General features: G+C 72.2%; 18 protein-coding genes and 2 tRNA genes. 17 read left to right on the top strand and 3 right to left on the bottom strand.

Annotated features, from left to right (window positions below):
• Positions 1-25 precede the first annotated feature (25 nt).
• Genes pheA through ABD230_RS06035 form a run of 3 tightly spaced genes read left to right on the top strand, consistent with a single transcriptional unit; the run spans position 26 to position 1972 of the window.
• Positions 26-985: a prephenate dehydratase gene (gene pheA, locus ABD230_RS06045; RefSeq protein ID WP_344370349.1), complete on the top strand. Its 960-nt coding sequence runs from the start codon at positions 26-28 to the stop codon at positions 983-985.
• A gap of 4 nt (positions 986-989) precedes the next feature.
• Entirely contained in the window at positions 990-1649 is a 660-nt protein-coding gene (locus ABD230_RS06040; RefSeq protein WP_344370347.1) for a hypothetical protein, read from the top strand.
• Complete coding sequence (locus tag ABD230_RS06035; protein ID WP_344370344.1) at positions 1646-1972, top strand: hypothetical protein; 327 nt, start codon at positions 1646-1648, stop codon at positions 1970-1972. The genes ABD230_RS06040 and ABD230_RS06035 overlap by 4 nt, the downstream gene beginning before the upstream one ends.
• Positions 1973-1992: 20 nt before the next feature.
• Here ABD230_RS06035 and ABD230_RS06030 read toward each other — a convergent pair whose 3' ends face one another.
• On the bottom strand, positions 1993-3222 hold the full coding sequence (locus ABD230_RS06030) for a diacylglycerol/lipid kinase family protein (RefSeq protein ID WP_344370340.1): 1230 nt from the start codon (positions 3220-3222) through the stop codon (positions 1993-1995).
• 109 nt (positions 3223-3331) lie between these two features.
• Here ABD230_RS06030 and serS point away from each other — a divergent pair, with 109 nt between their 5' ends.
• The 7 genes from serS to ABD230_RS05995 all read left to right on the top strand — a co-directional run bounded on the left by serS (position 3332) and on the right by ABD230_RS05995 (position 9627).
• Complete coding sequence (gene serS / locus ABD230_RS06025; RefSeq protein WP_344370336.1) at positions 3332-4600, top strand: serine--tRNA ligase; 1269 nt, start codon at positions 3332-3334, stop codon at positions 4598-4600.
• The gene (locus ABD230_RS06020) at positions 4597-5409 is read left to right on the top strand and encodes an HAD family hydrolase (RefSeq protein ID WP_344370331.1); all 813 of its coding nucleotides are present in this window, start codon (positions 4597-4599) and stop codon (positions 5407-5409) included. Before serS ends, ABD230_RS06020 begins: the two co-directional genes overlap by 4 nt.
• A gap of 88 nt (positions 5410-5497) precedes the next feature.
• The gene (locus ABD230_RS06015; RefSeq protein WP_344370328.1) at positions 5498-6880 is read left to right on the top strand and encodes an LCP family protein; all 1383 of its coding nucleotides are present in this window, start codon (positions 5498-5500) and stop codon (positions 6878-6880) included.
• A gap of 173 nt (positions 6881-7053) precedes the next feature.
• A tRNA-Ser gene (locus ABD230_RS06010) sits at positions 7054-7138 on the top strand.
• Positions 7139-7175: 37 nt separating this feature from the next.
• Positions 7176-8501, top strand: a complete 1326-nt coding sequence (locus ABD230_RS06005) for an LCP family protein (protein WP_344370325.1) — start codon at positions 7176-7178, stop codon at positions 8499-8501.
• 117 nt (positions 8502-8618) lie between these two features.
• Positions 8619-8707 (top strand) — tRNA-Ser (locus ABD230_RS06000).
• Positions 8708-8946: 239 nt separating this feature from the next.
• Positions 8947-9627, top strand: a complete 681-nt coding sequence (locus ABD230_RS05995) for a flavin reductase family protein (protein ID WP_344370322.1) — start codon at positions 8947-8949, stop codon at positions 9625-9627.
• A gap of 548 nt (positions 9628-10175) precedes the next feature.
• On the opposite strand, the gene ABD230_RS05990 is transcribed toward ABD230_RS05995, so the two are convergent.
• Positions 10176-10403, bottom strand: coding sequence for an RNA-binding S4 domain-containing protein (locus ABD230_RS05990; RefSeq protein ID WP_344370320.1), 228 nt, complete (start codon positions 10401-10403; stop codon positions 10176-10178).
• Positions 10404-10609: 206 nt separating this feature from the next.
• On the opposite strand from ABD230_RS05990, the gene ABD230_RS05985 reads away from it, so the two are divergent.
• The 3 genes from ABD230_RS05985 (at position 10610) to panD (ending at position 12400) form a co-directional block, all read left to right on the top strand.
• The gene (locus tag ABD230_RS05985; RefSeq protein WP_344370318.1) at positions 10610-11140 is read left to right on the top strand and encodes an RNA polymerase sigma factor; all 531 of its coding nucleotides are present in this window, start codon (positions 10610-10612) and stop codon (positions 11138-11140) included.
• Positions 11140-11640, top strand: coding sequence for a hypothetical protein (locus tag ABD230_RS05980; RefSeq protein ID WP_344370315.1), 501 nt, complete (start codon positions 11140-11142; stop codon positions 11638-11640). Before ABD230_RS05985 ends, ABD230_RS05980 begins: the two co-directional genes overlap by 1 nt.
• A gap of 328 nt (positions 11641-11968) precedes the next feature.
• Positions 11969-12400, top strand: a complete 432-nt coding sequence (gene panD / locus ABD230_RS05975; RefSeq protein WP_344370312.1) for an aspartate 1-decarboxylase — start codon at positions 11969-11971, stop codon at positions 12398-12400.
• A gap of 36 nt (positions 12401-12436) precedes the next feature.
• Here the strand turns inward: panD and ABD230_RS05970 are convergent, their stop codons facing one another.
• On the bottom strand, positions 12437-13873 hold the full coding sequence (locus ABD230_RS05970; RefSeq protein ID WP_344370310.1) for a serine hydrolase domain-containing protein: 1437 nt from the start codon (positions 13871-13873) through the stop codon (positions 12437-12439).
• A gap of 481 nt (positions 13874-14354) precedes the next feature.
• On the opposite strand from ABD230_RS05970, the gene ABD230_RS05965 reads away from it, so the two are divergent.
• The 4 genes from ABD230_RS05965 to treZ all read left to right on the top strand — a co-directional run bounded on the left by ABD230_RS05965 (position 14355) and on the right by treZ (position 21387).
• The gene (locus ABD230_RS05965; RefSeq protein WP_344370309.1) at positions 14355-14792 is read left to right on the top strand and encodes a hypothetical protein; all 438 of its coding nucleotides are present in this window, start codon (positions 14355-14357) and stop codon (positions 14790-14792) included.
• 171 nt (positions 14793-14963) lie between these two features.
• Positions 14964-17171: a glycogen debranching protein GlgX gene (glgX, locus tag ABD230_RS05960; RefSeq protein WP_344370308.1), complete on the top strand. Its 2208-nt coding sequence runs from the start codon at positions 14964-14966 to the stop codon at positions 17169-17171.
• The gene (gene treY / locus ABD230_RS05955) at positions 17168-19624 is read left to right on the top strand and encodes a malto-oligosyltrehalose synthase (RefSeq protein WP_344370307.1); all 2457 of its coding nucleotides are present in this window, start codon (positions 17168-17170) and stop codon (positions 19622-19624) included. The genes glgX and treY overlap by 4 nt, the downstream gene beginning before the upstream one ends.
• On the top strand, positions 19621-21387 hold the full coding sequence (gene treZ / locus ABD230_RS05950; RefSeq protein ID WP_344370305.1) for a malto-oligosyltrehalose trehalohydrolase: 1767 nt from the start codon (positions 19621-19623) through the stop codon (positions 21385-21387). The genes treY and treZ overlap by 4 nt, the downstream gene beginning before the upstream one ends.
• Positions 21388-21396: the final 9 nt, after the last annotated feature.

Here is a 21396-nt window from a genome sequence, read left to right as displayed (position 1 = left end):
CGACCGTGCGCCGTAGGCTTGCGGCATGACGGATGCCGCCCACGCCCGCGCCGACGAGACGTACTCGTACCTGGGGCCCGCCGGCACGTTCACCGAGGCGGCCCTGAAGCAGGTGCCCGAGGCGGCCGGCAAGCACTGGCACAGCGTCAACAACGTGGGGGAGGCGCTGGCCGACGTCGTCGAGGGCCGCTCGACCGCCGCGATGATCGCCATCGAGAACTCCGTCGACGGCGGCGTCTCGGCGACGCAGGACGCCCTCGCGACCGTCCCCGGGCTGCGCATCGCGGGCGAGTACCTCGTGCCGGTGAACTTCGTGCTCGTCGCCCGCCCGGGGACGCGGCTCGACGAGGTCCGCGTCGTCAACGCGCATCCCGTGGCGTACGCGCAGTCGCGCGGCTGGCTCGAGCGGAACCTGCCCGACCACGCGCACCTCCCGGCGACGAGCAACGTGCAGGCGGCGGCCTCGCTCTTCGAGAACGGGCTGGCGGATGCCGCGGTCGCGCCGCCCGGGATCGTCGACCACCTCGACGTCGACGTGCTCGCCGAGGCCATCGGGGACAACCCCAACGCCATGACCCGGTTCGTGCTCGTGAGCCGCTCGCGGGTCATCCCCGCACGCACGGGCGCCGACAAGACCAGCGTGATCGTCGAACTCCCCGACGACGAGCCCGGCTCCCTGCTGGCGATGCTCGAGCAGTTCTCCACGCGCGGCGTGAACATGTCGCTGCTGCAGTCCCGCCCGATCGGCGACGAGATGGGCCGGTACCGGTTCGTCATCGACCTCGACGGGCACATCGAGGACGAGCGCGTCTACGACGCGATGCTCGGCCTGCGCCGCTTCAGCCCCAAGGTGATCTTCCTGGGCTCCTACCCCCGCGCCGATCGCCGCGAGGTCGAGTACCACTCGAAGTACGACGACGAGATCTTCATCGAGGCGCGCGACTGGCTGCGCGGCATCCTGTCCGGAGAACCGGAGGAGGACTGAGCGGATGACGGAGCCGGCCTCGCACCCGGAGTTCGACCCGCGCTATGACGCCCGGTTCCAGCGCGGGTGGAAGGCCGCATCCGTGGAGTCCACGTCCCCGGCGGCGGACGCCGACCCCGAGACGACGGATGCCGTGGTCGACCCGGAACCGTCGGATGCCCCTCCGGCCGCCCCGGCACCGGTGACGGCCCGCATCGGGGCGACGGCCGATCGGGCCGGGGCCGCCTCCGACCCGGCAGGCGGTCCCGAGCCGGCCGTCGCGCCGCGGGCCGGGTCCGCGTCGGCGGGCGGCGTCCCCGCGGACCCGACGCCGATCCGGGAGACCGACGATCCCGGGGCGCCGCCCGCCGGGCCCGAGCCGGACGCGGTCCTGCGGGTCGCCCTCGGGATCGCCTGGGGCGTCGTGGCCGTCGCGCTCGGCGTCGGGGCGTGGTCGGTGTGGATGATCGTCTCCATCGATCCCTTCGCCGGTCCGACGGGCATCCGCGGCGAGGAGTCCGCGCGGATGTTCGCGTACCTCGTCGGACCGGCGGTGCTCACCGCCGGGGTCCTCGGGGCGATCGTGCTGCTCGTCGTCGAGGGCGTGCGTCGTGCCGCCCGCATCGGCATCGGCGACCGCGGGGTGCTCGATCGCGACGCGGCGGGCGCCGGGAGCCGGCGATGAGGTGGGTCCGGGCGGTGCTCGCCCCCAGCGTGCTGCTGCTCCTCGCCGTCGGCATCGTGGGCGTCGTCGGCGTGCAGATGCTGCTCTCGTGGTCGGTCGAGGCGCAGTTCGGCATCCCGGTCGACGACCCCGAGACCCAGCGCCGCTCCTACCTGATGTCGATCCTGCCGAACGTCCTGGCGCCGACCGCGGCGGTCGCGGTCGTGGGCGCAGCCCTCGGGCTCCCGCTCGTCATCGGTGCGCGACTCGCGGCCCTCGCTCGGCTCGACGCGCGGATGCGCGGCGGCCCGCGGCCGGAAGGTCCGTCGCCGACTGCGCCCTGACGTGCCCGGCCGGCCGGCGGCTACCGGTCGTCGGTGCCCGACCCTGGGGCGGTGCCGGCGTCCTCGGCATCGGCGGTCGCCGGCTCGTCCTCGTCGGGTTCCGAGGGCGTCGCCTCCCTCGCCGCCGCCTCGGCCACCTCCAGCTCGGCCGTGGCGAGCTCGGGGCGCGGCTCCCGGCCCGCGGGTCGCCCGTCGGTCGTCGGCGCGGCGCCCGCACGCTGCTTCGCCCCCGCCGATGCACGCGCGGCGGCCTGCGCAGACACGCGGATCACGAGCGCCTTCGGGTCGATGACGAAGCGGGCCGCGGTGATCAGTCCCATGTCCTCGCCGTCGATCTCGAACTCCTGCGGGGCGCCGTCGATCACGAGGTCGATCGTCGCGCCGCTCGCGTACACGACCTCGCGGCGCTTGTTGCCGCCCGTGAGGTCGATCAGCTGGCGACCCAGGGCGGTCTTGCGCAGCACGCGGTTCTCCCACGCGACCTGACGCCACACCATGAGCCAGCCCCACGCGTTCCGCGGCTGCAGCCGCACGACGTCGAGTCGGCCGTCGTCGATCTCGGCATCGGGGATCAGCTCGATGTTGCCGGGGAGGTACCCGAGGTTCGCGACGAGGATGCTGGAGACGCGCGACCGGTGCGAACGTCCGTCGTCCATGCGGTGCGCCACGCGGAAGGGCTCGGAGTTGGGGAGGGCGCGCAGGCCCGCGTCGACGTACGCGAGCCAGCCGACGCGCTTCTTCAGGTCCGGGTCGGTGTTCGAGATCATCGCCGCGTCGATGCCGATGCCGCTCATCACCAGCGAGACCTCGGTCTCGGTCGTGCCGTCCTCGCGGCGGACCTTGGCGCGGAGCACGTCGACGGCGCGGTCGCGGCCGGTGAGGGCGAGCTTCGCCGCGCCCGGGATGTCGTTGACGGGGATGCCGATGTTCCGGGCGAAGAGGTTGCCGGTGCCGAGCGGCACGATGCCGACCGGGATCTGCTCGCCCTCGAGGCCCTCCGCGATGGCTCGCACCGTGCCGTCGCCGCCCGCGGCGATGATCAGGTCGACGCCCGACTCGCGCGCCCGGCGCGCCTGCCCGGTGCCCGGGTCGTCCTCGGTCGTCTCGATCCACTCGATGTCGGCGACGCCGTGCTCGCCCCGGAGGCGTTCGAGCGCCTTCCCGAGCTGGTCGGCGCCCTCCTTCACCGGGTTGAAGATGACCGCGATGCGCGTGCCCGCGGCATCCGACTGCTGTTCGCCCCCACTCATGCGTCGAATCTAGGGCATCGGGCCCGCGACGAGGCCCGACGGCCCGTGCCGGGTCGCCGCGTCGACGGGCGCCCGAGCGGCGACGGACGCCGCGACTACACTTGCTCGGGTGATCGACCCCGTGCTGCTCCGCGAGAACCCCGACCTGGTCAAGCGCTCGCAGGAGGCGCGTGGCGAGTCTCCCGCCTTCGTCGACGACGCCGTCGCCGCCGACAGCGAACGCCGCTCCGCGATCGCGGCGTTCGAGTCGCTCCGCGCCGAGCAGAACGCGTTCGGCAAGCAGGTGGCGAAGGCGCCGAAGGAGGAGAAGGCCGCGCTGGTCGCGCAGGCGCAGGAGCTCGCGGCGGAGGTCAAGCAGGCGAACGCCGACGCGACGGCCGCGGAGGAGGCGTTCTCGGCCGCCGTCCAGCGCATCGGCAACGTCGTGATCGACGGCGTGCCGGCGGGCGGCGAAGAGGACTTCGAGGTCCTCCGCGAGGTCGGCGAGATCCCGGCGTTCGGCTTCGAGCCGCGCGACCACCTCGAGCTCGGCGAGCTGCTCGACGCGATCGACATGCCGCGCGGCGCGAAGGTGTCGGGCGCCCGCTTCCACTTCCTCAAGGGCGTCGGCGCACGCCTGCAGCTCGCGATCATGAACATGGGCCTCGACCGGGCGATCTCCAACGGCTTCACCCCGCTCATCACGCCGACCCTGGTGCGCCCCGAGATCATGCAGGGAACGGGCTTCCTCGGCGCGCACGCCGAGGAGGTCTACCACCTTCCCGCCGACGACCTCTACCTCACGGGCACGAGCGAGGTCGCGCTCGCCGGGTACCACTCCGACGAGATCATCGACCTCTCCGACGGCCCGATCCGCTACGCGGGCTGGTCGACCTGCTACCGCCGCGAGGCCGGCAGCCACGGCAAGGACACGCGCGGGATCATCCGGGTGCACCAGTTCGACAAGCTCGAGATGTTCAGCTACGTCGACCCGGCCGACGCCGAGGACGAGCACGAGCGGCTCCTCGCGTGGCAGGAGGAGATGCTGCAGGCCCTCGGCCTCGCGTACCGCGTGATCGACGTCGCCGCCGGCGACCTCGGCTCGAGTGCCGCCCGCAAGTACGACGTCGAGGCCTGGATCCCGACGCAGCAGGCGTACCGCGAACTCACGTCCACGTCGAACTGCACGACCTTCCAGGCCCGCCGCCTCGACATCCGCCACCGCACCGAGAGCGGCAAGACGGCGCCGGTCGCGACGCTCAACGGCACGCTCGCGACGACGCGCTGGCTCGTCGCGCTGCTCGAGACGCACCAGCAGGCGGACGGTTCGGTGGTGGTCCCAGACGGATTGCGCGGCTTCGTCGGCGGCCTCGAGGTGCTCCGCCCCGTCGAGCGATGACCCCGCCGTACGACGAGCGCTGGTTCGTCGCCCTCGATGTCGACGGCACCGTCATGCACGAGGACGAGTCGATCGATCCGGCCGTCGTCGAGGCCGTCGACTCGGCCGTGGCGCGCGGCCACGTCGTGACGCTCGCGACGGGTCGCTCCTGGTCGACCACGAGGCCCGTGCTCGAGACCCTCGGGCTCGAGCCTGAGTACGTCGTCACGGCCAACGGGGCGATCACGATGCGGCGAGACCCGTCATCGGTCGACGGATGGGCGCAGGTGCACGTCGAGACGTTCGATCCCACCGACGTCCTCGAGCGCATCCGCGACGTGCTGCCGAGCGGTCGGTTCCTCGTCGAGCTGGCCGACGGGTACCGGCTCTTCACGCGCGGCATGACGGACTGGAACCTGGAGCGCGCGCGCGAGGTCGAGTTCCACGAGCTGCTCGGGCAGCGGGCCACCCGCGTGGTCGCGACGAGCGTCGATCACGACCTCGACGAGTTCTTCCACATCGTCGAACGCATGGGCCTGCACCACGTGAGCTACGCGATCGGCTGGACGGCGTGGCTCGACATCGCACCGGACGGCGTGAACAAGGCCACCGCGCTGGAGCGCGTGCGCGGCTGGCTGGGCGTGCCGCTCAGCCGCGTACTGGCCGTCGGCGACGGGCGCAACGACATCGAGATGTTCCACTGGGCTGGTGCCGCAGGGCGGTCCGTCGCGATGGGGCAGGCGCCCGCCGAGGTCGCGGCGGTCGCCCACGAGCGCGCCGGACGGATCGAGGAGGCGGGGCTCGCCCCCGTGCTCGACTCCCTTCCCTGAGCCGACCTGCCGGCCGGAACGTATCGAAACGGTGTCGTGACCGGCCCTTCCGTCGGGCCCGTGGGTAGTATCGCCCACGGGGGAACGCGTGAGCGAACGGGTCGAGGCACCGCGGGACGACGCGCCGTCGTCTGACGACGGCGCGACCGGGCGCGTGCCGCTGCCGCCGCCGCCCGCCCCGCCGACGTCCCGGCTGCCACCGGTGCTGACCGAGGCGCCCGTGCCGCCGGCCCGCCACGGACGTCTCCACCCCCGCAGTGCGACCCGCGCCGTGCTGCGCGGCGTGGCGAGCGTGGTCGGCATCGCGCTCCTCGCGGTGACCGCGATCAGCGCCTACGCCGTCGCGGACCTCGTCGCGCCCGTGGCGGCGAAGCCGAGCGTGCGCTTCGAGAGCGAGGACGTGCTCGCCGCCGTGCCCGACATCGGGGCGATGGAGGGCGGGCTCAATTTCCTGCTGGTCGGCAGCGACAAGCGGCCGGCCGACGGGTCGTTCGGCGACCCGTACCTCGACTCCGCCACCCTCAACGACGTCACGATGCTCCTGCACATCGCCGAGGACCACTCCCACGTCGAGGTCGTCAGCTTCCCGCGCGACATGCTCGTCGACGTTCCCGCGTGCCAGGACCCGAACGATGCGGCCGGCACGCTCTACGAGCAGTACTCGGTCAAGCTCAACACCGTGCTCGCGTACGGCGGCCTCTCGTGCGTCGGCCGGACCATCGAGCAGCTCGTCGGCATCACGATCCCCGTCGGCGGCATCGTCGAGTTCAAGGGCGTCGCCGCCCTGGCGGAGGCGGTGGGCGGCGTCGAGGTGTGTCTCGTCGACCCGATCGACGACGTGTACTCCGGCCTGAAGCTCGACGCCGGCGTGCACGAGATCACGGGCGCGACCGCCCTCGCATTCCTCCGCACCCGGCACGCCGTCGGAGACGGCAGCGACCTCGGCCGCATCTCGGCCCAGCAGACCTTCCTCGCGTCCCTGGCGCGCACGCTCCAGGCCGACGGCACGCTCGGCGACCCCCTGAAGCTGTACTCCATCGCCCAGGCGGTGCTGAAGAACATGACGCTGTCGTCGGCGCTGCAGGATCCGTTCCGGCTCGTCTCGATCGCGCGCACCCTGCAGGACGTCGACCTGTCGAAGATCGCCTTCATCCAGTACCCGACCGCGTACACGGCCGACTTCTCGGCCGTCGTCCCGAGCACGTCGGCCGGGATCGTCGAGCAGGCGCTGCAGTCGGACCGTCCGGTGAGCTTCGATCCGGATGCCACGGGCAACGCGTCGTTCGGCACGGTCGAGGCCGAGGGCGGCGGCGAGGCCGAGCCCACGACCCCGCCGCCGACGGATGCGACCGCGCCCGCGACGACGCCGCCGGCGACCACGGAGCCCCCGGACCCGGGGGAGGTGCTGCCCTCCGACGTGACCGGCCAGACCGCTGAGGACGTGCGCTGCACGACCGCGAACGCAGGCTGAGGCCTCCGCGCGTCCCACGGCGCGACCACGGGCCGAACCGCGGCCGAGCGGCGCGTCCAGCTTCGGTTCAGGACTCGCACAGGCTCGCCTGAGAGGCTCGCTGAAACATGCGTCGGCTAGAATCGGCGCGTTCGTGCGAGCGGTGTCGCCCCCCAGGCGCCGCCCGGCGGCATGGAGGGCTGTCCGAGCGGCCGATGGAGCTGGTCTTGAAAACCAGTGGGCAGCAATGCCTCGTGGGTTCGAATCCCACGCCCTCCGCCGGCACCACACGACCGACTGAGAGGAGATCACCGGAGTGAGCAGCAACGAGCCGCGCACGACCCGTGCGCGACGCGATGACGCGTCTCCGGCGATCGCCCGTCACGGCCGCCTCCGCCACAACGGCGTCCTCGCGACGATCACGAAGGCCGCGGCATCCGTGCTCGCCATCGTCCTCGCGTCCGGCACCGCCGTGGCCGCGTACGCGGCGTTCGACCTCGCCTCCACCGCGAAGCCGACGGTGTCGCTCGGCAACGAGTCCGTGCTCGAGGGCGTCCCCGACGTCGGCGCGATCGAGGGCGGCGTCAACCTGCTCGTCATCGGCAGCGACAGCCGCGCAGGCCAGGGCGACGGCTTCGGCGACCCCGACGTCGAGACCAGCGTGCTCAACGACGTCAACCTGCTGCTGCACATCTCCGAGGACCACTCCCACGTCGAGGTGGTGAGCTTCCCGCGCGACATGCTCGTCGACATCCCCGCCGGCTGCACCGACCCCGATACGGACGAGGAGCTCTGGGAGCAGTACGACGTCAAGATCAACACGGTGCTCGACTACGGCGGCATGCCGTGCGTCGTGAAGACGGTCGAGGACCTCACCGGAATCTCCATCCCGTTCGCGGGCATCGTGCAGTTCATGGGCGCCGCCGCCATCTCGGAGGCCGTCGGCGGCGTCGAGGTCTGCGTCGCGGAGCCCATCGAGGACCAGCACACCGACCTGTACCTCGACGCGGGCACGCACGAGCTCAAGGGCCTCGAGGCGCTGCAGTTCCTGCGGACCCGCTACGGCGTGGGCGACGGGTCCGACCTCGGCCGCATCTCCAACCAGCAGGTCTTCATGTCGGCCCTGGCCCGCAAGCTGCAGTCCGGCGGCACGCTCGGCGACCCGCTCAAGCTCTACTCGATCGCCAAGGCGGCCCTCGAGAACATGCAGCTCTCGAACACGCTCGTCGAGCCGGCGAAGATGGTCTCCATCGCGATGGCGGCCAAGGACGTCGACCTGTCGAAGATCGCGTTCGTGCAGTACCCGACGGCGTACCTCGACGGCTTCGGCGCGGTGGTTCCGACGGACTCGGCCGAGGCGATCAACCTCGCGCTCCAGCAGGACCTGCCGATGGCGCTCGACCCGACGGCGCTCGAGGACAACTCGTTCGCGTCGGCGGCCGACCCCGATGCCGCGACGCCCGACGAGTCGACCGACGGCTCCACCGACGAGTCGACGGATGCCGGCACCGATGGCTCCACGGACGCGCCCGCCGAGACCGAGGCGCCCCAACCCACCGAGCAGGCGCTGCCGAGCGACGTCACCGGCCAGACCGCCGCGGAGACCCGCTGCTCGGCCGGGCGCACCCTCGCCGACCAGTAGCGCGCCGCTCCGCCTCGGTCGCATCGGCGGCGCCGACCGGCGGCGCGGCCGGTCGAATCGTCTTTCTGCGGGATGCCGGTTATGATGGCAGTCGCGTTCGCCTTCGGGTGTGCGCGAGGAGACGTCGCATAGTCCGGTCGAGTGCACCACCCTGCTAAGGTGGAGTCCCCGTAAGGGGACCGCGGGTTCAAATCCCGCCGTCTCCGCTCGATGAATGCCTGATCAGAGGCTGCTTCGCGTGCCCTGCAGTCCGTTCGATGGACGCACCGGCGATCTCTCGGCAGCTCAGGTGACAAGTGCGCCCGTCTGGGCCATGGCGTGATCCGCGAACGTGCACCCGATCGCGGAAGACCGTGCGCAGCAGCCGCAGTCAGCCGTGTCCGGAAACCGCCGGATTCCCGACGCGCGCGCCGCGATGCTGGAGTCCCCTCCAGGAAGGCGGCCCATGGGAACCCTCACCTCGCTCGACGCGCACGCACGCGGCCCCCGGCACACGGCGATCTCGCCGGCGATCCTCTACTTCGGCAGCCAGGTGTCGCTGCTCTCGACCGTCGATGAGACGGGGCATCCGAACCTCGCGCCGAACTCGTCGGTGTGGTGGCTCGGGCAGACCGCCATGCTCGGGGTCGCGGCGCGCAGCCAGACCGGCCGCAACCTGCTGGCGAACGGCGAGGCGGTCGTCAACCTGCCCTCGGTCGAAGGGGTCGATGCGGTCGACCGGCTCGCCCTCACGACCGGTCGCGACCCGGTCTCCGAGCGCAAGGCCGCCGCGGGCTACCGGCACGTGCGCGACAAGTTCGCCACCGCGGGCGTGCGACCGATCGCGTCGGAGACGGTCGCCCCGCCGCGAGTGGCCGAGTTCCCGGTGCACCTCGAGGGCCGGGTCGTCGCGTTCCATCCGATGGGCGGCGCCGCGACGGCGGCGGACGCGAGCCTCCTCGCGGTCGAGCTCGGCATCACCCGGGTGCACGTCGTCGAGTCGCTCCGCATGGCGGGCCACGCGAACCGCATCGACCCCGACCGCTGGCGGCCGCTCATCATGAACTTCCAGCGCTTCTACGGGCTCGGCGACGAGACGATGCCGTCGCGCCTCGCGAGCATCGACGAGGAGTGGTACCGCGGCTGACGCCGACCTCGCCGGTGCCGGAGCCCTGAGCGGGCACCCGTGCGCCGGCGAGATGCCGTGGGCGCCCTCAGCGAAGAGTGGCGCCGGCAAGCGCGCCGGACACGAGCGCCTGCACGAGCCGCCCTGCGTCGTAGTCGGAATCCGCGGCCGCTCCGATGCAGAGGTTCCCGATGCCCTTCAGCAGGCTGTACCCATTCAGCGGCCGTGGTGCATTCCGGGTTCGTCAGAGGGCGCGGTCGTCGCCAGGCTGGACTCATCCCGGCCACGCGCAGAGGCCGGGCAACGCGTGCGCACCGGCCCGGTGGCCGGTCCTCCTGTGGCTCGTGCAGGATGGGAGTGTGGCGAAGCTCGCCCGCCACCCGCGTCACCTGACCGTGTTCGGGTCATGGGAGGCGGAGGCGATCAAGCCGACGCGCGGCCGCTTCCTCCGCGTGCCGGGAATCCTCCAAGTGGCGGGAACGTGGGCGAATGGCCTTCCACGCGCACGAGATCGGCGAGCACATTCAGATGGCGTGCCTCCATCAGGATCGTCGGAGTCGCCGTCGCCCTCACGGGCAGACGCGAAGCCTGCGTCCGTCGAAGCTGACGATATCGCCGAGCACGAGCTGCCGCCCGCGTCGCCGATCCACTTCACCGTTCACTGCCACGTCGCCGGCGGTGATGGCGTCCTTCACGTCTCCACCGGAGTCGAGGAGCCCGGCGAACTTCAGGAACTGCCCGAGGCGAATGCCGTCGCCGCCTATCGGCGCGTCCTCGATCGGAGCCTCGTTCGTCATCCCCTCACGCTAGTCGACCACATGCCGGCCAGGACGGTCGGCCAGCAGCGCGCGCACGACCCGGCTGGCCCCGGCGAGCCCGCGGCTGCCAGTGGATCATCCCTCAGTGAATGCGTCGCGGGTGCGAGTTTGAGACGGTTCCCCCTGGCCGGACATCCTTCAGTAGGTGATCCGACGGGAGTGGCATAGCTGACGATGCGGAGCTGTTGAGGCGGGCGCGTGAGGGCGACGCCCGCGCGCTGGCGGCGCTGTACGAGCAGTACTGCCGGGTGGTGTTCGCGCGCGCCTTCCTCGAGACGGGTTCGCGTGCCGACGCGGAAGAGCTCATGCAGGACGTGTTCCTGCTGCTGTGGAAGAAGCGCCGGACGATCCAGTTCGCCGGCACCTCGGCGCTGCCCTGGCTGCTGGTGTGCACCCGGCATCTGTCCGCCAATCGCCGCCGACACAATCACCGGCGCACGACCCACCGCCTGCCTACCGACCTGGAGAGCGGGACGGACTCCGAGCCCGAGGCCAAGGCGGTTCGCGCTCAGCTCATGGCGCGCATCGATGCGTCGGTCGCCCGCCTCGAGCCGATCGACCAAGCGATCCTGCGCCTGTGCGCGGTTGACGGCCTCACGTATCGAGAAGCGGCCGATGCGCTCGGCATCAGCCACGGCTCCGTCCGCAATCGGCTCGGCCGGGCCCGGGCACTGCTCCGAGCGGATGCCGCGGCCTACACGGAAGGGGGAAGCTGATGCGATCCATCGAACCGACCGGACAGGAATACGCTGCGCTCGAGCGAATGCTGCTCGCCCGCGCAGCGGCCGAGGATCGGCGACGCACACTGCAGCGGCGGGTGACCATCGTCGGCGCGATCGGGCTGGTGGGTGTCGCCGGCATGGGAGCCGCCTGGGCTGCGCTGGCGAACCCCGTGCTCAGAGACGACGCCGCCTACTGCTACGGCGAACCCGATCCGAACTCCGCGTTCGTCACTGCCGGGGCACCCGCCGCCGAAGCACCCGATGGCACCACCCGACTGCAGGAAGCGGACGCGCTCGACATGTGCGCGGCGGTGTGGCGGATCGGCGCCGTCGGCCCGCACGCCACCCAACCGCCCGTAGACGGGGTCGAGTACGAGATTCCACCGCTCGAGGCTTGCCTGCGCCTGGACGGCGTGACCGCGGTGTTCCCGAACGAGCAGCGCGAAGCTCACGAGCCGTTCTGCCGGCGACTCGGCCTCGCCCCGACCGACTGAACAGGAGCCATGCATCTGCACCGGGAGGCGGCGCGAGTCGCCGATCCGGGACGCGGTGGCCGAACGGACGCGGCGACGCCCGGATCCCCCGATCAGGACGCCGCCGTGGGCGGCTCGCCCGGGGATCGTCGCAACCCCCGCGATGCGGTCCCGCGGACGGCCTCGCGGAACCAGACGCCCTTGTCCAGCCCAGCGATTCCACCCTCTCACCCGCGCCCGATCGCGCAGGAGGGTTGACACGGCTGCGGCGCGAGTCGCGGCAGGACCGTGCGCGCGCGGGTCGTGGATACTCGGAGGGCCGAACCCGCCCTCGACCGAACGGACGTCCGTGCTGCGCACCCTCCTCAAGTCCAAGATCCACCGAGCCACCGTGACCCATGCGGACCTGCACTACGTCGGATCGCTCACGATCGATGCCGACCTGCTCGACGCCGCCGACCTCGTCCCCGGCGAGCAGGTGGCGGTCGTCGACGTGACCAACGGCGCCCGCCTCGAGACGTACGTGATCGAGGGCGAGCGCGGGTCGGGCGTGATCGGGATCAACGGCGCCGCCGCACACCTGGTCGGCGTCGGGGACCTCGTGATCGTGATCTCGTACGCGCTCGTCGGCGCCGATGAGCTCGACGGGTGGTCTCCGCGGATCGTGCACGTCGACGGGGGCAACCGGCCGACGCTCCTCGGCACGGATGCCGCGGCGCCGACCGACGGCACCGTCCGCCCGCCGCTCGCCGTGGAGCCGGGAGGAGGCGCGCGAGCCTAGGAGTCGAGCGCACGCGGGACGCTCGTCGGCCGGGCCTCATCGACCGAGCGTGACCCAGTAGACCATCGCCGCAGGGTCGAGCCCGTCGCTGTTCGCCAGCACGACGACGGTGTCGCCGCTGACCGGATCGATCGCCATCGTCGAGCGGTAGCCGTCGATCCATCCGGTGTTCCCCACGACGGATGTCTCCTGCCCGCCGGCGTGCCCCCATCCGCCGAGGTCGGCGACGAACAGGCCGAGCCCGACGCCCGCGTCCGGGTCGGGGAGCATCTCCGCGAACGCGCCCGGCGAGACCAGCTCGCCGGAGACCAGGGCGTCGAGGAAGGTCGCGAGGTCCTCCGGTGTGCTGATCATGCCGCCCGCGGCCCATGCGACGGAGGCGATCGAGTCGTAGGGCTCCGCCGGGTCGCCGCGGAGCCCCAGGGAACCCGCGCCCGGTGACGTCCACGCGCCGGCGAGGGCGGGGTCGGGGGGATCGTCGGGGGCCGCGAGTCGGGTCGACGCGAGGCCGAGCGGGTCGATGATGCGGTTCGCCAGTGCGGTGGCGAGGTCGGTGCCGTCGATCCCTTCGACGAGCAGTCCGAGCAGGACGTAGTTCGTGTTCGAGTACGCGTAGTTCCCGGGCGGCCTGGACGCCATGCCTGCGGCGAGCGCGAGGATCTCGGCCGGCGTGATCCACCTGGCCCGGTCGCCCCGGGTCAGTGCGACGTAGTCCGGGGACTCGGTGTAGTCGGGGATGCCGCTCCGATGGCCGAGGAGCGTCCGGATGGCGGCATCACCGCCGATGGGAGTACCGGGCAGGTAGCGGGAGAGCGGTGCGTCGAGTTCGAGCCGTCCCTCGTCGACGAGTTGCAGGACGGCCGTCGCGACGAACGTCTTGGTGAGGCTGGCGATCCGGAACCGCGTTTCGGGATCGATCGGATCACCGTCGGAGTTCGCATCACCGGCCGTCCAGATCGACCGCACCCCGTCCCGTCGGGTGACGATCGAGACGCCCCCAGATTGCGTCGAGACCAATTCGTCGATCGCCGAACCGAGGTCCGAGCGGGCGGTGGTCGCGAACCGCTCGTACCCGTCGAGCGACACCGCGAGCAGGTCGACCGCGTCGGGCTCGAGCTGCATGATCCATTCCTGGCCGTACGTGTCGAAGATCGCCTCGAACCGTCCGTTCGGATCGGGCCAGGGCGTCGCGGACGGGAACGCGAGCCAGTGCATGAAGCCCTCGAACTCGCTCGGGGAGATGCTGCCGGGCTCGAACCAGATGTCCGCGTAGGGCAGGCCAACCGCGTCGATCACTCCGCCGTGCGCCTCGACGAGGAGCGAGGTGCGGCGCGGTGCGAGCCCGTCGATCCGGCGGAGCCGCGAGTCGAGCTCGACCGAGCAGGAGACGCGTCCGCCGCCATCGATGGGAGCGCACGCGGTCGACGCGAATCGCAGGTCCAGCAGGTCCTCGGCCGTCAGGGCGAGGAGCACCTCGTCGCGGTCGAGGGTCGGGGCCCAGGCCCCGACGGTCTCGGCGACGGGTTCGTCGTCCCCATGGGGAGCACACGGACGCGGTCCGCGAGGAAGGCTCGCGCAGCATCGATGTCGTGGTCGGTCCGCACGTCGAGGAATCGCTCGGCGAGCTCGGCCGCCGAGGTCGAGGTCATGCCGGGAGGGAACACCCGCGGGTCCGGACCGGATGTCGGCACGCGAGCCCAGAGCGCGATCAGGAGCACCAGCCCGATCGCACCGAGTACGAGCGGGGCTGCGGCGATCCTGCCCTCACGACGTCCGAACATCTCGCGCACCGAATACGCACGACGGCGACGTTCCATCGTCCCACCCTGCGGCGTGCGCGGCAACGACCTCGGTGGGCGCCGCAGCCCGGGCTCCGACGGCCGTCGGCGGGCGGGACTATGCTCCACCTGTTGCACACGAAACAGGGGGAGTTTGCATCATGCGACGTTTCATCATGCCCGCAGCAGTGGTCTTCGCCGGCGCGCTGGCGCTGTCGGGGTGCGCCTCGGGGGGCGGCGACGCGAGCGACAGCGCGGCGCCGGCCGACTGCGCGTCGATCGCGGCACAGGTCCGCGACATCTCGAACGGCGTCCAGAACAACCTCGCGGCGCCGCCGTCGCTCGACGAACTGCAGAGCTACCTCGGCGACGCATCGAGCCGCACCGACGCGCTCATCGAGGACGCCGGTGACGACAGCGCGCTCATCGACTCGCTCGGCGAGTTCCAGACGGCGCTGAACGAGGTGTCGACGTACGCCGACGGGCTCGAGGAGGTTCCGTCCGAGGAGGACCCGTCCGCGATGACCATCGAGCAGGACCCGGATCAGCTCGCCGAGCAGCAGGCCGCGGTCCAGGAGGCCTCGGCGGCGGTCGGCGCCTCCTGCGACGAGTAGGGATCGTCCGGCGAACGGCCGGGACGCGATGAGGTCGCGCCCCGGCCGTTCGCGTTCCGTCGGCGCGCCGGGGAGGGTCGGCGCGGACCCTCCGCCGTCCGGGCGTCAACCGGTCGCGACCCTGAAACATCCGCCCCCTACGATGGCCGGAGGCAGACCATCGGGGGACGAATGCACACCTGGCCCGGCTCCACCTACCCGCTCGGCGCGACGTTCGACGGGAACGGCACGAACTTCGCGCTGTTCAGCGAGGTCGCCGAGAAGGTCGAGCTCTGCCTGTTCGACAACCGGCGCCGCGAGAAGCGCGTCGAGCTCATCGACGTCGACGCGTTCATCTGGCACGCCTACCTCCCGCAGGTGCAGCCCGGGCAGCGGTACGGATACCGCGTGTACGGGCCGAACGACCCGGCCAAGGGGCTGCGGTGCAACCCGAACAAGCTGCTCCTCGACCCGTACGCGAAGGCCGTCGAGGGCGAGCTGAACTGGAACCAGTCGCTGTTCGGCTACCCGTTCGGCCAGCCCGACGGGCGGAACGACCAGAACTCGGCGAAGAGCATGATGCTCGGCGTGGTCACGAACCCGTTCTTCGACTGGACGGGAGACCGGCACCCCCGCACCCCGTACGCCGCGTCCTTCATCTACGAGGCGCACGTGAAGGGCCTCACCGAGAGCCTGCCGGGCGTGCCGGAGGAGATCCGGGGCACCTACGCCGCGGTGGGGCATCCGGTCGTCATCGAGCACCTGCGCAAGCTCGGCGTCACGGCGATCGAGCTCATGCCGGTGCACCAGTTCGTCAACGACGGCACCCTGCAGGAGAAGGGCCTGTCGAACTACTGGGGCTACAACACCATCGCGTTCCTCGCACCGCACAACGCCTACGCCTCGACCGGCCAGCGCGGCGAGCAGGTGCAGGAGTTCAAGGCGATGGTGAAGGCGCTGCACGCCGCGGGCATCGAGGTCATCCTCGACGTCGTCTACAACCACACCGCCGAGGGCAATCACCTCGGCCCGACGCTCTCGATGCGCGGCATCGACAACGCCGCGTACTACCGCCTCGTCGACGACGACCCGCGCTACTACATGGACTACACGGGCACCGGCAACTCGCTCAACGTCGGCCACCCGCACGCGCTGCAGCTCATCATGGACTCGCTGCGCTACTGGGTGCTCGAGATGCACGTCGACGGATTCCGGTTCGACCTCGCCTCGACGCTCGCCCGCGAGTTCTACGAGGTCGACAAGCTGTCGACCTTCTTCGAGCTCGTGCAGCAGGACCCGGTCGTCTCGCAGGTCAAGCTCATCGCCGAGCCGTGGGACGTCGGTCCCGGCGGCTACCAGGTCGGCAACTTCCCGCCCCAGTGGACGGAGTGGAACGGCAAGTACCGCGACACGGTCCGCGACTTCTGGCGCGGCGAGCCGGCGACGCTGGGCGAGTTCGCGTCGCGGTTCACGGGTTCGGCCGACCTGTACGAGCACTCGGGTCGCCGCCCCGTGGCATCCATCAACTTCATCACCGCGCACGACGGGTTCACGCTGCGCGACCTCGTGTCGTACGACGAGAAGCACAACGAGGCGAACGGGGAGGACAACCGCGACGGCGAATCGCACAACCGCTCGTCGAACCTCGGCGTCGAGGGGCCGACGGACGACCCCGACATCCTCACCCTGAGGGCGCGGCAGCAGCGCAACTTCATCGCGACCCTGCTGCTCTCGCAGGGCGTGCCCATGCTCTCGCACGGCGACGAGCTCGGACGGAGCCAGCAGGGCAACAACAACGTGTACGCGCAGGACAGCGAGCTGAGCTGGATCGACTGGGACCATGCCGACCAGCCCCTCGTGGAGTTCACCGCCGCGGTGGCCCGGCTCCGTGCCGAGCACCCGACGTTCCGGCGCAGCCGGTTCTTCGACGGTCGGCCGGTGCGCCAGCCCGAGGGCGGTCCCGTCCCGGACATCGTCTGGCTCCGACCCGACGGCTCGGTGATGGCGCCCGAGGACTGGGATGCCGGCTTCGGCAAGGCGATCGGCGTGTTCCTGAACGGCGAGGGCATCCGGGAGCGCGATCGTCGCGGCGAGCGGATCGTCGACCGGCACTTCATCGTGCTGTTCAACGCGCACGACGACACGGTCGAGTTCACGATCCCCAAGCACGAGTTCTCCCCGGAGTGGGAGGTCCTGATCGACACGGCGGGGCACCGCGCCGACAGCGATCCGATCCAGCCGGGCGGCACGATCCCGCTGGAGCAGCGTTCGCTCGTCGTGCTCCGCCAGCACGATCCGACGCCCGACGAGGTCGACCACTCGGTCGCCGCCTCGCTGTCGGCCATGGTGGCCGCGACCAGCGACGAGAGCATCGCCCCGAACGCGGAGGCGGGCGCATGAGCGGGCCGGCCGCGCGGGAGCCGCGGTCGACGTACCGCCTCCAGGTGCGCGCCGGATTCGACCTGCACGAGGCGGCCGCCGTGGTCGACTACCTCGACGCGCTCGGCGCCGACTGGCTCTACCTGTCGCCCCTGCTGCCGTCGCGCGCGGGCTCCGACCATGGCTACGACGTCGTCGCGCACGACCGGGTCGACGCGGCGCGCGGTGGCTCGGTGGGGCTCGCGGCCGTGGCGGATGCCGCGCACGCGGCCGGTCGCGGCATCCTCGTCGACCTCGTGCCGAACCACGTGGGCGTGGCGGATGCCGCGCAGAACCCGTGGTGGTGGAGCCTGCTCGAGTTCGGCCCCGACTCCCCGCACGCCGAGGCCTTCGACGTCGACTGGGCGCTGGCGGACGGCCGGGTGCGCCTGCCGGTGCTCGGCGGCACGGTCGAGGAGGCCGCGGCCGCCGGCGACCTGCGCGTCGAGCACGGCGAGCTGCGCTACTTCGAGCACCGCTTCCCGCTCGCTCCGGGGTCGGCCGACGACGGGGCGGGCGCGCTCGCGGTGCACGGCCGCCAGCACTACGAGCTCGTGAACTGGCAGCGCGCCGACGACGAGCTCAACTACCGGCGGTTCTTCGCCGTCAACGAGCTCGCGGGCGTGCGCGTCGAAGTGCCGCGGGTCTTCGACGCGACGCACGCCGAGATCGTCCGGTGGGTGCGGGAGGGCCTCGCCGACGGCCTCCGCGTCGATCACCCCGACGGGCTCGCGCGTCCCGGCGCCTACCTCGACCGGCTCGCCGAGGCGACCGGGGGCGCCTACGTCCTGGTCGAGAAGATCCTCGAGGGCGACGAGCCCCTGCCGCCGCACTGGCGCACGGACGGCACGACCGGCTACGACGCGCTCGCCGACGTCGACCGGGTGCTCGTCGACCCGGCGGGCGAGGCGCTGCTCGACGCGCTCGACGTGCGCCTGCGCACCGAGACCGCCCTCGGCGGGCAGGTGGACTGGCACGAGCTGATCCACGGCACCAAGCGCAGCATCGCCGACGGCATCCTGCGCAGCGAGGTGCTGAGGCTGGAACGGATGCTGCCGGAGCCGAGGCCCGCGGACGCCGCCGACGCGCTCGCGGAGCTGCTGGCGTGCTTCCCGGTCTACCGCTCGTACCTTCCCGCGGGGCGGGAGCACCTCGAGGCCGCCGCGCGGCTCGCCGCCGAGCACCGCCCCGACCTGCTCGGGGCGATCGACGCGCTGCTGCCGATGCTCGCCGACCCGGCGTCGCCGGTCGCGGTGCGCTTCCAGCAGACGAGCGGCATGGTGATGGCCAAGGGCGTCGAGGACACGGCGTTCTACCGGTACACGCGGCTCACCTCGCTCACCGAGGTCGGCGGCGACCCGTCGGAGTTCGCGATCGACGTCGCACGGTTCCACGAACGGCAGCTGCGGCGCCAGGCGGCGTGGCCGCACTCGATGACGACGCTCTCGACGCACGACACCAAGCGCGGCGAGGACGTGCGGGCGCGCATCGACGTGCTGAGCGAGGTCCCGCAGCTCTGGGTCGACGAGCTCGAGTGGCTGCGTTCCGACGCGGGCGCGGGCACCACGGGCGACGGGCCGTTCGACGCACTGCTCTGGCAGGCCCTCGTCGGCGCATGGCCCATCGAACGGGAGCGCATGCACGCCTACGTCGAGAAGGCCGCGCGGGAGGCGGGGAACTCGACCCGGTGGACGGCACCGGACGCGACCTTCGAGTCCCGCATGCACGCGGTCGTCGACCGGGCGTACGACGCGCCGGCCGTGCGCGACCGGATCGACCGACTCGTCGCGCGACTCGCCCCGGCGGGCTGGTCGAACGGGCTCTCGGCGAAGGTGCTGCAGCTGACGATGCCCGGCGTGCCCGACGTGTACCAGGGCAGCGAGCTGTGGGAGACGAGCCTCGTCGATCCGGACAACCGGCGGCCCGTCGACTTCGAGCTGCGCCGCCGGCTGCTCGCCGAGGCGGAGGCCGCGACCGCGGCGGGCGAACCGCCTCGCGTCGACGACACCGCCGCCGCGAAGCTGCTCGTGACCGCACGCGCCCTCCGGGCCCGCCGAGACCACCCCGAGTGGTTCACGGCGTACCGCCCCCTCGACGTCGTCGGCGAGGCGGCCGAGCACGCGATCGCCTTCGACCGCGGCGGTGCGGTGACCGTCGCGACCCGGCTGCCCGTCGGGTTGGGCCGTCGCGGTGCGACGGCCGAGGACGCCGCGACGCCGGCCGCGGCATCCGCTCCGCCCGGCGCGTGGGGCGACACCGCCGTGCTCGTGCGCAGCGGACCGGTGGCCGACCTCCTGACCGGCCGGCGATTCGAGCCCGACGCCGCGCTCGGCGGGGCGATCCCGCTCGGCGACCTGCTCGCGACCTACCCGGTCGCGCTGCTCGCGCCGACGGCATCCATCGACGACGCCCCGGACGAGGAGGCGCACCGATGACCGTGGAGCTCTGGGCGCCGATCCCGCAGCGGGTCGCGCTGCGGCGGCCCGGCCACGCCGACCTGCCCATGGAACGCGACGACCGCGACCGCTGGCACGCCGACGTGACGCTCGCGCCGGGCGACGAGTACGGCTTCGTGCTCGACGACGACGACCGGGCGCTGCCCGATCCCCGGTCGCGGCGCCAGCCCCGCGGGGTGCACGACCTCAGCGCGGCCGTCGACCTCGGGGCGCACGACTGGGCCGACTCCGGCTGGACGGGGCGGCAGCTCGCGGGCGGCGTCGTCTACGAGCTCCACGTCGGCACCTGGACGGCCGACGGCACGCTCGACTCGGCGATCGAGCGACTCGACCACCTCGTCGACCTCGGCGTGGACCTCGTCGAGCTGCTGCCCGTGAACGCGTTCAACGGCGTCCACAACTGGGGGTACGACGGCGTGCTCTGGTACGCCGTGCACGAGGCCTACGGCGGCCCGGCCGCCTACCAGCGGTTCGTCGACGCGTGCCACGCCCGCGGGCTCGCGGTGATCCAGGACGTCGTCTACAACCACCTCGGGCCGAGCGGCAACTACCTGCCCCGGTTCGCGCCGTACCTGCGCAGCGGTGAACGCAACACGTGGGGCGACTCGGTGAACCTCGACGAGCCCGAGGTGCGTCGCTACGTCGTCGAGAACGCGATGATGTGGCTGCGCGACCTCCACGTCGACGGGCTGCGGCTCGATGCGGTCCACGCGTTGCGCGACCGGTCGAGCCGGCACATCCTGCGCGAACTCGCCGAGCACGCCGACGCGCTCTCGGCGCACGTCGGCCGGCCGCTCACGCTCATCGCCGAGTCCGACCTCAACGACCCCACGCTCATCCTGCCCCGCGAGGCGGGCGGGTACGGCCTCACGGCGCAGTGGAGCGACGACCACCACCACGCCATGCACGTCGCCCTCACGGGTGAGACGGCGGGCTACTACGCCGACTTCGCGCCGCTCGACGCGCTCGTGAAGACGACGACGCGGGGGTTCTTCCACGACGGCACCTTCTCGTCGTTCCGGGGACGCGACCACGGACGCCCGATCGACCCGGACGTGCCGACGTGGCGGCTCGTGACGTTCACGCAGGACCACGACCAGGTCGGCAACCGCGCCGCGGGCGACCGGCTCTCGCCGGCGCTCGGCGAACGCCGACTCGCGATCGCGGCCGTGCTCAACCTCACGAGCCCGTTCACGCCGATGCTGTTCATGGGGGAGGAGTGGGGCGCGTCGACGCCGTGGGCCTTCTTCACCTCGCATCCGGAGCCCGAGCTCGGGCGCGCGACGGCCGAGGGCCGCATCGCCGAGTTCGCCCGGATGGGCTGGGACGAGTCGGCCGTGCCCGACCCCCAGGACCCGGACACGTTCCGGCGCTCGAAGCTCGACTGGTCGGAACCCGAGGGCGCCGACGGCGCGCACGCGCGCCTGCTCGACCTGCACCGGCGGCTGCTCGCGCTGCGCCGGCAGCGCCCCGAGCTCACCGATCCGGCGTTCGGGCACACGACCGCGTGGGCGGATGACGCGGCGCACCGGTTCCGCATGGACCGCGGTGCCCCCGACGCCGCCGAGCGCGTCGTGGTGCTGGCCAACCTCGGCGAGGCGCCGTGGGCGGTCGAGCTCGACGGGCCGGTGACCGTCCTGCTCGCGACGGACGCCGCGCTCGCCGCGGCCGGGGCGCCGGACCGGACGGTCGAGGTCCCCGCGGCGTCCGCGGCCATCGTCGCCGTGACGCGGGGCTCGTAGGCCGGCCCC

It is taken from the genome of Agromyces tropicus (genome assembly GCF_039531345.1).
Classification (GTDB): domain Bacteria; phylum Actinomycetota; class Actinomycetes; order Actinomycetales; family Microbacteriaceae; genus Agromyces; species Agromyces tropicus.
Note: the sequence above shows the minus strand (reverse complement) of the source record. Positions and strands in the feature narration are given on the sequence as shown.

Coding starts and splice junctions, on each gene's coding strand:
- pheA (WP_344370349.1), top strand. CDS start 26: ATGACGGATGCCGCCCACGCCCGCGCCGACGAGACGTACTCGTACCTG.
- ABD230_RS06040 (WP_344370347.1), top strand. CDS start 990: ATGACGGAGCCGGCCTCGCACCCGGAGTTCGACCCGCGCTATGACGCC.
- ABD230_RS06035 (WP_344370344.1), top strand. CDS start 1,646: ATGAGGTGGGTCCGGGCGGTGCTCGCCCCCAGCGTGCTGCTGCTCCTC.
- ABD230_RS06030 (WP_344370340.1), bottom strand. CDS start 3,222: ATGAGTGGGGGCGAACAGCAGTCGGATGCCGCGGGCACGCGCATCGCG.
- ABD230_RS06020 (WP_344370331.1), top strand. CDS start 4,597: ATGACCCCGCCGTACGACGAGCGCTGGTTCGTCGCCCTCGATGTCGAC.
- ABD230_RS05995 (WP_344370322.1), top strand. CDS start 8,947: ATGGGAACCCTCACCTCGCTCGACGCGCACGCACGCGGCCCCCGGCAC.
- ABD230_RS05990 (WP_344370320.1), bottom strand. CDS start 10,403: ATGACGAACGAGGCTCCGATCGAGGACGCGCCGATAGGCGGCGACGGC.
- ABD230_RS05980 (WP_344370315.1), top strand. CDS start 11,140: ATGCGATCCATCGAACCGACCGGACAGGAATACGCTGCGCTCGAGCGA.
- ABD230_RS05965 (WP_344370309.1), top strand. CDS start 14,355: ATGCCCGCAGCAGTGGTCTTCGCCGGCGCGCTGGCGCTGTCGGGGTGC.
- glgX (WP_344370308.1), top strand. CDS start 14,964: ATGCACACCTGGCCCGGCTCCACCTACCCGCTCGGCGCGACGTTCGAC.
- treY (WP_344370307.1), top strand. CDS start 17,168: ATGAGCGGGCCGGCCGCGCGGGAGCCGCGGTCGACGTACCGCCTCCAG.
- treZ (WP_344370305.1), top strand. CDS start 19,621: ATGACCGTGGAGCTCTGGGCGCCGATCCCGCAGCGGGTCGCGCTGCGG.